Here is an 18,513-nt window from a genome sequence, read left to right on the forward strand (position 1 = left end):
GGTGACCGCCACCGACCCGGCCGGAAACGTACAAACGGTTCCGTTGGAAGTCGTCTTCATCGATTCCGATGGCCCGACGTTCGAAATCGGTTTGACCAACGACACCGGTCGCAGCGACAACGATCGGATCACCCAAGACCCATCCATCAGCGGAACGCTCCGCGACGCCTCGACGATCCAGTCGCTGATCGGATCGATCAACGGATTCCCGCCACTCGACATCTCGGCGTCACTGGCCGGTGATACGTTATCCATCGCCCCTTCGACGCTCGACAGCCTGGCCGGCCAGCCGCTGCCCGACGGTCGCTATCAAGTGGCCTTGCTGGCCACCGACGCGTTCGGGAACGAATCGTCCGCCACATTGCAATTTGATCTCGATCGCCACGCACCACCGATTCAATCCGGTCCCGATCTGCTGACCGCCAGCGATCTCGGTCACGATCCATTCGACAACCTGACGGCCGAAATTCAGCCGACCGTACGGTTGTTCGCCGAGCGTGGCGCATTGGTCACGTTTTTTGTCGATGGCGTCCTATCCGGCGACGTGTATTCGACCGGCGTCGCCCAGTACACGCTGCCGGCACTCGCGTCGGGCACCTACCAAGTCACGGCAACGATCGAAGACACCGCCGGAAACGTGGCCGGGCCAAGCGATCCGCTGGTGCTGTCGATCGATGATCAGCCTCCCGCGGAACTCTCGCTCGAGCTGCTGCCGCTGCACCGAAGCAGCGTGGATCCGAGTCACACGACGGACGATCAAGTCACTTTGGCCGGCATCGCGGAACCCGGCAGCCGGATCACGATGACCGGTCAACAGGAAACGCCGATCGCCGATGCGTCCGGCAGATTCTTCTTTGTGGTCGACTTGGCAATCGGAGCGAACGCGTTTGTTGTCGCGTCGGAAGATCCGGCCGGCAACCCGACCGAGCGAGCGTTCGTCTTCACACGCGGCGGCGTGCTGCCTCCCGTGGTGACGCTGACGATGACCGATCAAGGTGACATCACACCGCCGATCGTCGAGGGCCGAGTGGATTCCGAGTCGCCGCTCGCAAGTGTTTTCGTCAGCACCGACTCGAGCTTTGACGGTCGCGTCGTCGACGTCACCGATTCAATCACCGCCGGCCGATTCACACTCGACGCAACGGATCTGGAATCAATTCACGGCGGACCGTTTCTCGATGGGCAACATGCGATCTACTTCCGCGCCAGCGACAGCGAAGGCCGTCGAAGCGAAACGGCAGTCGTCACTTGGACGCAAGACTCAACGCGGCACGCCGATTTGCAATCCAGCGTCACACCGATCGGCGACCATTATCGCTACGTGGTGACCGCGACCGCGGCTGCCGACCCCACATTACGCCTTGATGAAATCCGATTTCCTGTCCCGAGCGATGTCACCCTCGCCGACATCGTCGCTCCACCCGCTTGGTCGCTCGCCTACACCGCCGGTGCCACGGAAATCGTCGTTTCGCCCAACGATCCCGCCGACGGATTGGCCGGGTCGAATCGGCTGACATTCCGCTTCACTGCCGACACCGCACCGACGCCGGGACTGGCGGGCGAAACCGTCGCGGATCTGGCCGACGGTGGGCAAACACACTTGGTCAACGTCGCGATCGCAGTTCCATCCGCCGCCGGAACTATCGCCGTCAGCGATTACTACGCTGCCAGCGCGTCAGCGTTGCTGTCGGTCGATGTCGCTGATGGTCTGCTCGCCAACGATGCCGCAGCGGTCACGTCAATCGTTGAATTCGATTCGACCACGCGTTGGGGGGCGGCAGTCTCGGTCGATCCCGACGGCAGCTTCACCCTCTCGCCGGGACGGATTTATGAAGGCGTCGGATCGCGCGAATCCATCACCGACGTCTTACAGTACACCGTGCGGGCCGCAGATTTCAGTCTGCACTCGGCCAGCGTCTTAATCCAAGTCGCCGGTGACAATCATGATCCCATCGCGCACGCGGATACGCCGACACTCTTCACGCCATCGCTGCACACACGAGCGGGAATCCCAGTCGCGATCGACACCGCGGACCTGCTCCGCAACGACAGCGATCCGGATGTCAACGATGTGATCAGCGTTGCATCGATCGCCATGACCAGTGCCTTGGGGGCCAGCGTGACACGAGTCGACGGGACGTTCCGCTACGACCCGTCCGGTGTGGCGTTGTTTGACAACCTCGCAGCCGGTGAGCATCTGATCGACCAGATCACGTACACGATCACCGACGGCGAAGCGGAAAGCTCGCCCGCCGTCGCCGAACTCTGGGTGCAAAGCGAGGTCAATCTACCGCCGACCGCCGCGTCCCTGTCGGCAACCATCACGGAAGACGGACAGATCGATCCGACAAGCTTTGACAGCCTGTTGGCCGCTTCCAGTGACGCCGATCGTTTGCCCTCCGACCCGCCGCTGGCGTCTGTTGTCGAAACGGTCACCAGTCACTTGGGCGCGAGCGTTATGATCGCCGATGACGGAACATTCAGCTACGACGCCGCCGACATCGCCACGATCCAATCCCTCGCTCCGGGCCAAACCGCAGAAGATCATTTCATCTTTCGGTTGACCGACGGCCGGGATAACTCGTTGCCACAAACCGTCTCGCTTGCGGTCATCGGCGTCAACGATGCGCCGCGTTCGATCGACGATCGATACAACGGCATCGCGGCGGACGGGCGTCTGACAACCACGCTCGCCGACGGCCTGCTGCGAAACGATTCTGACCCCGACTCGCCGCTGCCGTTGCTGATCGATCCCAGTCTGACCGATGCGTTGTCCGCCGGCGGCGCGGCCGTGACCCTGCGCCCCGATGGCACTTTTGATTACGACCCGACGGGTGTGTTCACCGAGTTGGCTGCAGGCGAGCGGGCGCTGGACACCTTCACCTACACGGTGATCGACGATTTTGGCGCAACCTCCACCGCCACGGTCACCATCGAAGTGGTCGGCGTCGACGACGCCCCCGTCGCGGGCGACGACGGCATCGAGCGAGGTTTCTGGACGGTTGCCTCTCGGCGGCTCGATGTCTCGGCCGCAGAAGGCGTCTTGACCAACGACCGTGACCCCGACACCGATTCCAGCGCCACCACGCTGCAGGCCTCCTTTGACGGATACAGCCAGTACGGCGCACGCGTGGTCGTCAACGCCGACGGCAGCTTCAGCTACGACCCGACCACCAGCGACACCCTGCGGCAACTGCAAGCCGACGGCGTCGACGTCATCGACACCTTTACCTACACCGTCACCGAAGCAACACCGCAATCACCGATCGCTTCTCCGCTGGTATCTGGATTTGCAGCCCCACCATCCAGTCAAGCCTCCAGCCAGGGCGTCGTCGAAATCGTCCTCCGCAGCGGCCCCTCCGCGTACAGCTTTGACAAGGTCGCCGACGGATACGAACGAATCGGCAGTGGTGTCTCGATCAATAACTATGGCCTGGTCGCGTTTTCAGCCACCGAAGACGGTAAAGACAACCTGTACATCTGGGATGAAACCGGCGGCGTCAAACCGTTGATCCCCGACAAGTTGGTCTTCGGCGAAAACAGTGTTTCAACACCGCCGCGAGGAGAACTCAGCGATTCGCCGATGATGCGTTTCAGCGACACCGTTCAAGTCAACGACGCCAACGGAGTCTATGCGCAACGCCAACTCAACGCCCGCGCGATCACCGGAATGGTCGCGTTGGGGTTGCCGTTGTTGACCGGAACCAACGTCGCGATGACCTATGCCGAACTGTGGAACGCCGATCGGTTGTACAACCCGTTGCCGACTCCCGGATCGGGCGACGCGGCCCAGGGTGGTGGTGGCACGAACTTCTGTGCCGCGTTTGGTGGCGATGGCAACACCGGGGGTGAAGACACCGGCAGTGAAGACACTGGCGATGGCCAACTGGCTGAACGTATCCCGCCGGCGGAAAACAACTTTGCCAGCCCGCGCCAAATCGCCGTCGGTGATGAAGGCTTGGCTGCGGCCGGACTGCGTTGGGGCGACCCCACGATGCTGGACATGGTGTTCGCCCAGACCACCGCCGTGCTGCCGCCGCTGCTGGGCACCGCCGCAACGGCCCAATTCACCATGGTCCCGCGGATCTGGACCGTCGACCCGGTCTGGTCCAGCGCCTTCTTCACACCGGTCAATCCTGTTTGGAACGCCTTTCAACATCCCGACGCGATCAACCTGACGACGTTGCGATCGACCGCGCTTGTGACGTCGCTGATGCCGATCTACGTCGACCAGCTTTACGTCACTCCGTTCGTATCCATTCACCCGGAGTCTGCTTCGGTCAACAATCGTGGCGAAGCGGTCTTCGTCGCCGACACCAATGACTCCGAAGTCGATCCCGGGCTGAGCCTGGTGACGTTCAGCCGCGAACGTGACCAGCCCTACGTTCGAAGCCTGATCGATTCGCCGGTCAAGAACGTTCAACTGTCCGACACCGGATGGTCCGCCTTCGTCCAAGACGGAATGGTCAAGGCGATGTCGATCGACGGTGAAATCAAGTCCTTCGGTTTGACGGCGATCGGTGACGAAATCGCGATCAGCGACACCGGCGTGATCGCAGCCGCGGCCGACGGGCCGCTCGGACGCGGCATCTATGCGATCGATCCCGAAACGGGCCAGTGGGTCAAGGTGGTCGGCGAATCCGGCGACGGCGTGTTGGACGCGAACGAGGTCGACGTGGACGGCGCCGACCGTGGCGGAATCGCCTCGCTGCTCGGCGGCCCGATCGGGATCAACGGGGCGCTCAGCACCGGGACCAGCGATCGCGGCGACATCGACGACCAAAGCGGTGAAAACGGCGGAGGCGGCGGAGGCAATTTCTGTGAAATCGGCGAGGACCTGACACAGGGGTTGGCCGGCCAACTCACCGGCGGCAAAACCCCATCGGTCGGGACACCGTTCCTGACCGTCTCCTTCATGGCGGCCGACGGAAACGGCACACAGGGCCTGCACTCGGCTCAGTTCTACTTTCCCTCCGACACCGACCGCGACGTGCTGCCGGGGCCGCTGTTCGTCGGCCACGGGAAAGTCGTCGATCTCGGTGAAATCCTGCCCGGGATCGGAGCGGTCGACAAGATCGAAGGCTTTGACATCGTCAACAACTCTGGACAAATCGTGTTCTCCACCGGCCAGACAGTCGTTCGCGCAACGGCACCGGTGTATGCCACCGGCGAAGTCGTCTACGCGCTCGAAGGCCGCCCGATCAGCGAGAACGCAACCTTCGCCCGTGACGACGGCGCCGCGATCGCCTCCTTCATCGCCGGCGATCCCACCGCATCCGCGTCCCAATTCGTCGCCACGATCGACTTCGGTGACGGAGAAACCGCCGTCGGTCGGGTGCGTCAAACGACCAGCGGCTCAGCCGCAATCCCACTCAGCTTTGAAGTCGTTGCCGATCACGCTTATCACCGCGAAGGCCCCTACGCGATCACCGTCCAAATCACCGACACGAAAAACGAAACCGGTGGCCTGGCGGTCACCCTGGCCAACATCATCGACGTCAATAGCGAAGAAAACATCCAGCGTCTGGCGTTGACCGACGACGACGGCAACTCGATCACGCCGCAAGTGCAAAGCTTCGCATCACCGATCACCGACCGCGATCAAGGCGGTGGCGGAGGCTCCGCATCGGGCGGAACCGGTGCAGCGCCGACTTCCTTCGGTCTGTCCACACACGTTGCCCTCGATCGCGCCGCGGGGACCTATGAAGTCGTCTCGCTCGGAACGGCCGGATTCTCTTACGCCTTCGGGTACGAAACCGCCGGCAGCAACGGCCAGGGCGAACCGAACGCCAGCCAACGGGGCGACGGCTCGGGCGTCAATGTTCGAAAAGTCATCGCGCGCGGCTCCGTCGACGGGGTCAGCTTTGCCCCCGCCGCCTTCAACGTCGCTTCTTATGAGACCGCGTTTGACGGAACCGCCGACCTGACCGCGACGACCAAATCGAATTCATCCAGCCAGAACGCCACCACCACATCCACGATCGCCAGCAACTTTGTCGACGAGAAGACGTGGAACGATGGACAATTCGAATGGACGCTGCGGTCGCAAAAGCAGACCCAGTACACCACCAGCGGCGAGCGCTACGTCGATGGCGATCTTGTCGGCCAACTCGACGGACTGATCGGCGGCGGTGGAAGCTCGCTGGTCGGTAACTTCGTCATGCGGGGAACCGAGTCGACGATCGAGGTGTTGACCGAATCTGGTTCAAACGACTCGGCCCAGCGCAATCTACGCATCGAGACGACGACCACATCGGATCACCAGGGCGGACGCCAGCGATTCGAGTTTCTTGACGCAGCGACCAGCACACGCGTGGTCCAGTCCAACGGCTCGGTCGGGAAATCCGGCGATTATTCGATCACCGTCACGACGACCACCAACGCAATCATCACCGATCGACGCCAGACCAACGGACCCCAAACCACGACCACGTCAGGATCTAACCAAGTCGTCACGACGATGCAAAAGTCCGGCAACAGCCAGTCCGGAGCCTTCAACCTGTCCACCACGTCGACCTCGACAGGCAACCAATCGACCACGCTGACCAATCAAGGCCATCAAAACACGTCCGTCACCAACAGCATCTCGACGTCCATCGTCACCGGGACCGGAAACGACCAAACGGGATGGTTCTCCTTCAGCAACATCAACACCTCGGAAACCACGACGGAAACGGTCACGACCAACACGGTCGACGCGATCTATCGCGTGCAGTCGACCCATGAAAGCGTGACGGAGTCGTTGATCGACCAGTCCGGAAACCTGTTCGGCGGCGACTACGTCTACGACGAACGGTTCGACCAGTCCTACACCACCGACACCGTCACCGACAACGGCCCCAGCCGAACCATCACCCACGCGACCGGCCAAACCACCGGTACCAAAGAAACCACGGGTAACAAGAAAAGCGGCGAGTTCACCATCGTTTCCGACTCCGTTTCGACCGGCGATTCGACCTCCACCACCAACAACCAGACGATTCAATCAACCTCGACCACGCACACCGAAACCGAATCGGAATCCGAAAAATCCGGCAACGCCAAACAAGGCCGCTACACCTTCAACGGCTACAGCTTCGGCGAATCGGAAACGACCAGCCGTTCAACCAACACCCACGCGTCGGGTGTCTCGCGTACCGTCGACACACGTGAGACAGCGACCAGCGAATCGGAGTACTTCGGCGAGGGGGACGCGCGCTCGGGCAACCTGACCAAACAGGAAGACAATCGGTCCGAATCGACCTCCACCCAAACCACCACCCACCAAACATCCCGCACCGAGCAAACTTCCCAAAGCGATTCGTCCAGTCGAATCGTCTCGCAGTCCAACACGCTGTCCGGTCTGTTCTCCACGTCCACCCAGTCGCGCATTTCGTCGACCACGACCACGTCCGACGTGAACCAGGACGCCGTGTCGTCTCAGACGCTGATCGTCGACCAAAACTCCGACTCGAACGTGGAAGGGGATCGTATCACCGGCCGAGCCGTCACCCGGATCCAATCTTCGGCGACACAATCTTCGACCGGATCGTCCAGCCTGCTCTCGCAGTCGTCTACCTCGTCCAGCCTCTCGACCCGTCAATCACAATCGGAATCCGCCCGCAACTCCGTCACCGGCGCATTCACGTCCACCGAATCGGTCCTCCGCGAATCACAACAGTCCACCGCCAACACGAACCAGACGACCACATCACACCAAACCGCGGCCGGCCAGTCTTCTTCGACGACTCGATCGATCGGAAACTCGATCCGTGGTGACGTTGTTCGTGAGGTGGAATCCCAATCCAGTCGACGTTCCCTTGCGGTCACCTTCAGTGGCCCCAACAGAATCGACATCGGCGCGGATCTGAACGTTCGCATCAATCCGCACTCGGAACTCGGACTCCTCGCGGGCGACCTCGCCCTATCGATCCCCGCCGGCACCACCCTGGGCAACGACGACCAAACCCTATTGGCTTCGTCCACCACCTCCGAAACCACATCGACCAGCACCGCCAACAGCATCCGGGGCGTCTACGAAAACAGTTCGTCCGGCACCTCCACATCAGAAACTCGCTCGCGTCGGGGCAATCACAGCTCCACGACCACGTCACACACGATCGACGTTCGCAGCGAATCCGCCGGTCAATCGGGCAATGCGATCACGGGTGACCAAACATCTTCATCAACGGCATCGTCGTCGCGGGAAAGTTCATCGACGAACGAAAACCAAGGCCTCACCCGATCCGAGACATCAACTGCGACGTCAACGCAATCCACTTCGGCGTCCGGCAACGAACTCTCCGGGATCTTCACCAGCGAGTCCATCTCGACCGACAACCAATCCTCGCACTCCATCATCATCAACCAATCACTCCGCCGCGAAACCGACACCCAAACGACCTCGACCACGACGGCGAACCAATCGAGCAATCGGATCCTCGGCACCAGTCAATCCGAACAACAACTCTCGACCGAGACGACTTCGGAATCGACCCTCACCAACCAAACCTTCGCGTCCACCGAGATCTCCGAATCGGTCTCCTCCATCACCGTCACCAGTGACAGCAATGCCAACACAGGCAACTTTAGCGAATCCCGATCGGCATCGACCACCGTCGACCGCGAATTTGATTCGGCCAACGGTCCCAAGACCATCACCGGCACCGAAACCACACTGTCGACGACGACCAGCGCCTCGACCGGCAACAACGCCACGGGGCTTTTTCAATCCACCGAGACGCTGAATCAAACGACCGAGGCGTCAACGGTCGAAACCAACCAGACCCTCCACAAAACCACCGCGTCGACCGCGACAACGGTTTCCATGTCCGATCGCAGCGGCAACTCCGTCACCGGCGATTACTCCGATTCCTGGCAAAACGAATCCACCACCAGCGAGTCCCAAACCAACGTTAATCAAACACGAACCACCCAACTGACCTCTGCCGGCACCAGCACCAGCGTCGGATCGGTCACGGGCAATCACTCCAGTGGCGACTACACCCGCATCACGAGCGACGAATCGGCGCTCACTCGAAGCGACACCACGACCAACGGTACCCTCACGGTCACAACGTCCGTGCAATCGAAAAGCTCCGGCACCACGACCTTGATCGGCAACACAATCGAAGGCACCAAAGACGTCACCAGCGAATTCTCCGAGACCTCTCGGCAAGCCGACCAATCCGCCAACGGTCTCGAAACCACCACGCTTTCCCTCAACGACGAAACCTCCGGAACCACCCGCCGCAACTCCAACGCCCTCTCCGGCACCTTCACCGAAACGACGTCGATTCAGTCCCGATCCACACGCCACACCGTCGCTGCCAACCAAACCGAACGCATCGAGAACACGACCACCACACAGTCAAGCTCCGCGCTGGACGAATCCGGGAATCAAATCACCGGCGACTTCTCCCGCACCGCCACATCAACCACGACAGGACAGTCCGACGAATCGACGACCAATCAGACGTCGACGAACACCGTCCTCGCCACCGAATCCGAAACGTCCAGCGAACAAACCACCGGCAACTCGATCACCGGCGACCGCAGCGGATCCATCGCTACATCGACCATCAGCACTCTTGAAACTGCGCTGCAAAACCAATCGCTGTCCGTCGCCGCTCTGATCGCCGAATCCGTCACCCGAGCCACAACGTTCACCGGCAACGCGATCGCCGCCGAAAACACGCAAACGACCGAAAATTCCGGAACGCGGACTCGCGAAGAATCCGCGACCAACGGAACGCTTAGCGCCCAAGCGTCCGAATCGACATCGTTTGAATCCACCGCCCAGCGTTCCGAAAACGTGATCACCGGCGCGTTCAGCGAAACGATCGTCGGCTCCCAAACCTCTCAGATCACCGGAACCGACGAAAACAAGTCGCTCGACGTTGACTACACGATCACCGAATCCAGTTCCTACGAAAACGCGGGAACGGGAAACAACACGACCGGCGTCTTCGAAAGCACGTCCCAATCGCAGTCCGATCGCACGCGTGTCGCCAAGGAAACGAACGGGCCGCTGACGGTCGATTCGACGCTGCACACGACCGAGCGAACGACCGAGTCGATTGCGGGCAACAACGTCGCCGGAACCAGCACATCGCAGTTGACGATCGACGCGACCTCCGAATTGACTCAGACCGACTCGAACCAAAGCCTCGACGTCGCGATCACCTCCGCGGCAACCTCGCACACCGAAGCTACCTCGACGAATCATCGGTTCACGGGGGACTTCACCAGCGAATCAACAACCACCACCAACGACGTCCGCTCCGAAACCACCGTCAATCAAGGCTACCAATCAAACGCCACGGTCACTTCCTCGGAAACCACCCAGTCGACCAGCACCGGGAATTCTATCACTGGCGATTCCTCATCGACCGATTCGGCCACGTCCAGCCGACAAACCACCGCGTCCAGTTCCGTGCAAACCGAGACGGTCAGCGAATCGACGACCTCCGAGTCGACGGCGTCGTCCACCGCGACGTACAACACGATCACCGGTGGCTACGCGTCCGAATCCACCCACTCCGAAACGACCACCTCCACGTCTTCACTGGAAAACCAAACCCTCTCGGTCACGCTCACGCAGTCCGCCACGACTTCGACGACCGCGTCGGATTCCGGCAACCACATCACCGGCGTCTATCAGACCGAATCGACCTCGATCAACACCGTTTCGGGCGCGGGCCGAGACGTCAACCAAGTGCTCGTCGTCGACTCCACCTTCAACAGCGAATCAACGACAGAAACCGTCGAATCGGGAAATGCGATCGATGGAACGTACCGGTCCACGGTGACCACGTCGTCGTCGCATCAGGCGACCGAGTCGAATCAGATCGGACCGACGTCGAACAACGCGACCACCAACACGTCGTCTTCGACATCGACCACCAACGGTGACCACATTACCGGCGCCTACGTGTCGTCCGGGTCGTCCAACTCCGCTTCGACCTTCACCGAATCCTTCGCCTACCTGGATCTGAGCGCGACCAAGGTCTCCAGCAGCACCCGCGAAAGCACGTCCACCGAAACCGGCAACGAGATCGCCGGCACACGAATCGTCACCCACCACAGCGAATCAACCTCGGCCGGCACCTCCACCGAATCGAACGGCCAGCTTGTGACCGTCCAAACGACATTCACCGCTTCCTCGACCAGCGACACCGAATCGACGTCCAATTCGATCAGCGGCGTCCATTCCAGCACCACCACGACCGCGGCGACCAACTCCGGCAGCGAGTCGAGCTCCAACCAATCGCTGACCCACCAGTCCAACGCGTCCTGGACATCCAACCAGACCACGACGCGAACCGGCAACAACGTGACCGGTGAGTTCTCGCAATCCGGCACCTCCAGTCACAACGGCACTGAAACCGAAACGACCACCAACCAAACGCTGACCAGCGTCGTCACGACCAGCTCCGAAGGCACCGGCGAATCATCGTCCTCGGGCAACACGATCACCGGCACATCCGCCCACCAGTCCACCGGAACCGACGAACAAACCGTTTTACAAAACGACACGAACCAAACACTCTCCGTCACCTCCACCGAATTCACTCAATCAACCTCTACAAGCTCTGGCAATGAGAACGCGATCACCGGGGTTTATGAATCCACCTCGACGATCGAGCAAACGTACCGGCAGAGTGAAACGGAAACGAATCAGACGGAAACGAAGACACTCCAGCGCGACGGCAACTCCGAGTCCGCTACCACAACTAGCGGAAACCAGATCACTGGTGACTACACATCCGCGATGACGATCGAGTCCTCCGCCTCCGCGACCGGACAAACCCAAAACCAATCACTGACCGTCGCCACGACCGCACAAACCGAAACGACGTCGGAAACGTCAACCGAAACCGGAAACACACGCTTCGACACCTACCAGACCGAGTCGACTTCGACACAGGCAACCACGACCACGCAATCGTCACAAAACCAGACTTCCTCCGCGTCCGCCACCGCCGCGACGACCACCGAGTCCTCCACCACCCGCAGCGGCAATCGAACCAGCGGCGACTTCACCGAAGACACCGCCCGCAACACGGTTTCCTCCGGCACCGGATCCTCCACCAACCAGACCCAGACTGAAAACAGCGAGACATCTCGCACCGTTGACGAAGTCTTTCGGCAAATCGGCAACGACATCACCGGTTTGTACACCTGGACGTCAACCACCACGTCGACCTCCGCCGACGATCTATCGCAATCCAACACCGATCGCAACGTCACGGGCCAGGCGAACCATTCATCATCAGTCACCACGACCGCCAGCGGCAACCGCGTGAGCGGCGATTTCAACGAAACCCGTGAATCCGACCGCGAGTCGACTCGCGATCAATCCGGGACGATCGCTGACCGGTTCTTCACATTGACCGAATCCAGGTCGACGACCGGACTCGTCTCGACCACCGGAAACGAAATCACGTCGGCCTCGTCGACCACGTCTTCATCCAGCGAGACGTACAACTACACCAAACAAACGACCTACGCAGACGGCAGCGACCAGAAAACCGTCACCCGCAGCGGCACGCATGCTTCATCATCCTCCGAAAACGCGATCACCGGCGTCTACACCGCGTCGACTTCCAGTTCCTCCACGACCGACGTCAACGAAGCCGGCACCCGCAGCGAATCCTACACCGCCACGTCGCACATCGAATCGACGTCTTCATCGACCGAAGAAGGTAATTCCGTCGTCGGAACCTTCGATGATGCGACCGCCGTCGAGTTCACCTCGGCCGTCACCCGATCGTTGACCGACGCCACGGGCACCCGTCTCGCGATCGCCGAAAACGCCGCGGGCAACTCGATTGGTGATCAATCCGGAAACCGAATCAGCGGCGTGTTCACAAGTTCCGACCAATCGGACGCGACCGTCACGACGACCCAAACGGTCCAGTCCGCCGATGGAATGCACGACCACACCGCGGTCAACACGGTGACCCAAGAAACCGCCTCCGATTCCAGCGGCAACTCCGTCACCGGCGCGGTCACGTCACACGCCGACACCACCACGACAACAACGCTAACCCAGGACGGAACGGTCGGCGGACTCACCGTCGACTTCGATTCCACGTCAACCGACGTCGCCGAAACCGACTCTACCGGCAATACCTTGACCGGCAGCTTTGAGCACGCGACCACGGCAACCGACACCTATTCCTTCACCCAAACCATCGACCGCGGCCTCGACGGAAACTCCTCCGTCAGCGGTTCGGGGACGAAGACCTACACCGTCGATCTGGACGAGAACCGACTGACCGGAGACCTCTCGCGACGCACGGAAGGATCCGACACCTATTCGCTTTCACAATCGGGCACCGGCGCCGCGGGCGTTTACGAAGTCGCATTGACGGGCACGGATCGCTTTACCGAAACGGAGACGTCCAGCTGCGAAACCGGCGTGTTCGATCGATCTACCGAAGTCGACGGGAGCGTGACGGGGACACGCACGATTTCGGGTGCAGCAACCGACTTCACCGAAGCAGTCGATCAAATCGTCCGAGCGCAGGGCAACTACATCGACGGTGACATCGATCTCACGATCACCGGCAACGGACGCTACGACGCACTGATCGATTTCGTCGACACCTCCAACGCCCCGACGGGCACGGTCGGCGATCTGGATCATTCACCGACCGGTGTCCCGATGGTTCTGGGCACCGCACCAACGCTCCCGACGGCCGGCGGCGCCGAATCACTCGGCGAAGTCTCCGCTTCGCCGATCTCGTCTCGCGCCGTCGCACCGGTCGGCAGCCTTTCCGCAGCCGCGTTCCGCGACGTGCAATCGAGCGGCATCCCGGCCATCACGCCTGGAAGCCAGTGGTCCTCCAGCGCGACCGTCGACCGCTACGCCCAAACCGGCAGCTCGACGATCGAGCAATATTGTTTCCCCGCCGGAACCGAGATCCTGCTCGCCGACGGCCGATCCAAACCGATCGAACGAATCGTCCCCGGCGACACCGTCGCTTCCGCCGAATTCAACGACGACGCACACACCGGCAACCTCATCGCCGGGACCGTCACCGAAACCTACCACAACTCACCCCAACCACTCCTCACCATCCACCTCGGTGACGCATCAATCGCCACTACCGCCGGCCACCCCTTCTACGTCCGCCCCAAGCCCACCGCATCGGAGCACTTGAAACATGAAACTTGGAACCTGAAACATGAAAGCTGGACCCTCGCCAAAAACCTCCGCCCCGGAGATCAACTCAAAACCGCCAGCGGTGATGGCTTAACGATCACGGCGATCTCGCAAGAGACGTCGCCGCCGGTTCCGGTGTTCAACTTCTGTGTCGCCCGGCATCACAACTACCACGTTCGGCTGCCGGGGACCGATCACTTCGTCCTGGTCCACAACGACTCCTTCGGCACGTTCACCTACGGCAGCGCGTTGGTGCCGGTGATCAACCAAGCCTATCAAAACAGCGGCTTCGCCGACGTCGTCGACGCGACGAACCAGTTGATCCAAACGGCCCAGTCGGCGGCGGCGCCGTTTGTTGCGGCGGGGTCAGATATCTACAACGCTGTCTCGGGGTTCATCGCGACGCAGTTGGAACCGTATCAAGACGAGATCGCCTGGGCGTCGGCGGTCGGCAGCGCCGTTTACACGTCCATCAGCGACACGCTTGCCGGTGCCGTCAACGCCGTTTCCGACGTGGCCAACACGGTGATCGTCGGCGCGGGAATCGTGGCCGACTTCTACGGCTTTGACGTCGGTCAGTCGTGGATCGCGTCGGGCCAAGCCGGGATCGCCGACAACACGTTCCTGGGAATCGAAGCGACGCGGATCGCCAAAGCGGCGGTGGTCACGACGGCGCTCGCAGCGGCCAGCGCCGCCGTCGTCGTGGTCTCAGGTGGGACCGCGTTGATGCCGGTGCTGGGGGCTTGGGCCGGCGGCGCCGACGCCTTCATTCAGGGCGAACTCGGCGAAGGGGCCGTGTGGTGGCAAGTCGCACTTGGAGCGACCTTCGGCGCGTTGCATCCCGTCGGTGCGATGGCCGGCCTGGGCGGCGGATTGACCGGATTGGCAACGGCCTACGCCGCCGGCGGAAGCCTGGAAACCGGATACATGGCTGGCAGCCTGATCGGCGGAGTCACCGGCACGGGGTATTCGGCTTACGGGCGAGCGCTCGCGAAACTGGGAACGGACGGCGCACTCGGGTATGCGGCCAAAGCCGTGGCGGTCGAATCGAGCGGCGCGGTGATCGGGTTCGGTTACGGGATCGCCACCGGACAGGATTTGCAGACCAGCCTGACCTACGGGTTCTACGGCCAGATGATCACCGGCGCGGTCGGCGCCAAAACGATCGCCTGCTTCGTCGCCGGCACACCGGTCCACATTCCCTCCGGCGATCCCAACGGGCGCTCCGCCACCAAACCGATCGAACAACTCTGCGTCGGCGATCGGGTGCTGGGCGAGAACCCTCTGATTGACCGCCACGATCCCTGTTTGATCGAACCGGACTGGAGTCAATACGTCGCGGTGACGGCCAAAGTCACCAAGCGCAACGGCGACATCCTGGAACTCACGACGCTCAAGCCCGACATCTGGCTGAAGACCAACAACGTGCAAGTCGGCAAACGCACGTTGATGGACATCCCGGTGGCCGACGCCCACAACGAAGCCCTGATCACCGCGATCAACCCCTGCCCGGCCATCCCCCCCGGCCCCGGCCGAGTCATCCTATCGACCTTCCGCCACACCGCCCACGAAATCCTCTCCCTCACCATCGAAGGAGAACCCACCCCCATCCAAACTACCCCCGACCATCCGTTTTGGGATGAAGCGAAAGGACAATTCGTAGACGCGAAAGGTTTGGATTGCCAATCCGTCCTAAGGGCGTTTTCAGGAGCGAAGGATCTGATCGCAACGGACACTGTCCCCAGACGAAAAACCGTCTTCAATCTAGAGATTCACGGCGAGCATGTTTACGCCGTCGGAACGAGCGGGGTCCTCGTCCACAACCAAAACCAGTACACTCTCAACCAGCTTAAAGGACGTTTTGGCCAATACAAACGAACCGGTGGGACACTCACTTGGCGCCAGTTTGTAGCTCGAAATCAGCATCGGTTGGCAAGCAAGAAGGGAAAGATCACATGGGTTAATGAGCATGCCCATATGTCAAAAGAAGCGAGGTTCTATGACGAGAATGCTCCCGGCTCTCGAAAAGGAAAAGCTCCTGCTCTTGACTACATTGATAAATCTGGACAACGCCGCAGAGCAAAGTTTGATGGCGTAGATGGTGAAACCTTGGTGGACAGAAAACGCGCGATTACGACCTTTCCAAAGTCCAAGCGGCAAGCAACACGCCAATCGGAAGCGTTATCTGCCAACAATTACGTGGGACGTTGGGAGGTCCCAACAGAAGCTGAGGCAAAACGTGCAGCAAATCTACTTGCCAATCAACTAATTACGAACATTGCAATCAAGGTTATTCCCGTATGAACAAACACTTAATGCAGCTCACACTAGACATGATTGACTTTTTTGCGAATTGTGATGATGACTTAGTGGATCCTGACGTTTCGGTGGCCAAGCTCGAAGAAATAGCGTTTCTTCTTCAGCAGCTATCCACGCGTGAACGGAATCAGTTCGCCAAATTCGTGGAGCAAGCTGCTGAGTCTAACGAAGAGAAGTCGGAGTTTTATCGTTCGGTACCCGAGAACATCGGACTGTTCAGTTAACGGCGCATCAAAGGGGTCAGGCCCAATACTGTTCGGCACAAGATTTGCGCACGAAGTTTTAGCATATTTTGGCACGCGGTTTGCGCCATGGACACGCTCACAGAGGACGGCTGCCATAGTGTCATTGTCGCTGACGATTCGTCATGCCCGCCAAGCAAACCAAGCCCAAAATAGTTCCAAAACGTGGGAAACCAGTTGTCACTCCTGGTACTCCAGATGATCTGTCGGTCGATCAGGCACAGCAAGAGGCGACCACCGATGCCTCAGATCGAAAATTCAAGAGCAAAGACATTCAAGGTCTGAAGTATCTCGATATGATCGCTCCTCTGCTGGAGCGACTTCATGACGACCAATGCGAACGCGACAAAGCTGGCAATCGAGACCTGCACTACGACCAACTCTGCATGCTGGTACTGCTATATCTATTTAAACCGGCGATTACCGCGTTGCGGTCAATTCCTCAAGCCACGGAACTTGCGAAAGTCAAGAAACGACTCGGTTGCGGACGAACATCCCTTGGCTCACTGAGCGAAGCTTCGCGCGTGTTCGACGCCGACCGTCTCAAAGAAGTCATTGCCGAGCTCGGCCAGCACGCACAGTCGGTACATGGCCAAAAGAGCCTGCACGGCATCAACCAGACGATCACCCTTGTCGATGGCTCATTGGTCTCTTGCCTGCCTCGCTTGATCGATGCATCGATCTTCAAAGGGCAAAGCAACAGTCACTTGGTCAAGTGGCGATTGCATACGCACTTCGAGGTGGATCGGTACGTCCCGACGCGAATCGACGTGACGCCCGACGCAGGTGGCCAGCACGACGAACGATCGGTGCTCGAGCAGACGATCCAGCGAGATCGTTTGTATGTCATGGATCGCGGTTATGCAAAGTTCTCGCTGTTCAACAAGATCGTCCAAGCCAAAAGCAGCTATGTGTGCCGCGTTCGCGACAACAGTGTTTACGATGTCCTGGAGCAGCGAGTGCTTTCCGAAAATGCCGTCGCCGCAGGAGTCTTAAGCGATGAGATTGTAGATCTTGGCAGACACCAGGGCGGAAACCGAGAACGGCCAGGGCATCCTGTTCGGTTGATCTGCGTTCGTTGCAGCGCCCATACCAGCCGTGGAAAGTACCACGGGACTTCGACGGGACCGAGCAGCGATGGCATCTTACGAATCGTGACGAACATGCTGGATGTTCCCGCCGAAATCATCGCATTGATCTATTCTCAACGCTGGATCATCGAGATCTTTTTTCGATTCTTCAAGCAGTTGATGGGCTGTAGCCAATTGATATTCCACAGCCAGAATGGAATTGAGATTCAGTGCTATTGTGCATTGATCGCCTGCCTGCTGATCAACATCTGGACGGGGCGCAAGCCAACCAAGCGTACGTTTGAGATGATCAGCTACTACTTCATGGGTCTGGCGAGCGAAGAGGAATTGATCGCTCATTTAGAGAAACTCAAGCGGCACTACGACGCGACTGCAACCAACCAATAAAACTCGATTCGGGAGCATCGCAATTGATGTTGCCTGCGATTGATGCTGCGCGGTCACCAAAACGATAATCGCTCCGCTTGCCAGCCACTGCTTGCGACTGCAACCCGAACCGTCATCGATTACTCAAACTCTGTCCGCTCAAGGTGCGGAGCAAGCAGAGTGCCGAACAGTATTGGGTCAGGCCCCTTTGTTGCGTTGGCCATCAATGTAGAACCGTTGTCTCAACGGTTCTCTGGTGACCGCGGAGCGGGCAGAGGGTGTCGGGGGTCAGCCGCAGGCGGCTGAGGGGGAACAGTTGGGGACAACGGTTCTACAATCCAGT

General features: G+C 60.1%; 3 protein-coding genes (1 of these 3 cut by a window edge). All 3 read left to right on the forward strand.

The annotated features are described in order from the left end of the window. Nucleotides 1-16,456, forward strand: partial view of a CARDB domain-containing protein gene (locus Mal15_RS24125; RefSeq protein WP_147870100.1) — the end only. 21,881 nt of this gene lie to the left of the window's left edge; the window shows 16,456 of its 38,337 coding nt (coding positions 21,882-38,337); the start codon falls outside the window, past its left edge; it ends in the stop codon at nt 16,454-16,456. Continuing rightward, a complete protein-coding gene (locus Mal15_RS24130; protein ID WP_147870101.1) occupies nt 16,453-16,695 on the forward strand; it encodes a hypothetical protein in 243 nt (80 codons plus the stop codon). Before Mal15_RS24125 ends, Mal15_RS24130 begins: the two co-directional genes overlap by 4 nt. Before the next feature lie 143 nt (nt 16,696-16,838). Further along, nucleotides 16,839-18,191 (forward strand): IS4 family transposase, encoded by a 1,353-nt coding sequence (locus Mal15_RS24135; RefSeq protein ID WP_147870102.1) that lies wholly within the window; start codon nt 16,839-16,841, stop codon nt 18,189-18,191. Nucleotides 18,192-18,513: the final 322 nt, after the last annotated feature.

The organism is Stieleria maiorica, assembly GCF_008035925.1.
Lineage (GTDB): Bacteria > Planctomycetota > Planctomycetia > Pirellulales > Pirellulaceae > Stieleria > Stieleria maiorica.

Bases quoted from the DNA above. Each gene is read 5' to 3' on its own strand.
- Mal15_RS24130 (WP_147870101.1), top strand. From the start codon at position 16,453: ATGAACAAACACTTAATGCAGCTCACACTAGACATGATTGACTTTTTT.
- Mal15_RS24135 (WP_147870102.1), top strand. From the start codon at position 16,839: ATGCCCGCCAAGCAAACCAAGCCCAAAATAGTTCCAAAACGTGGGAAA.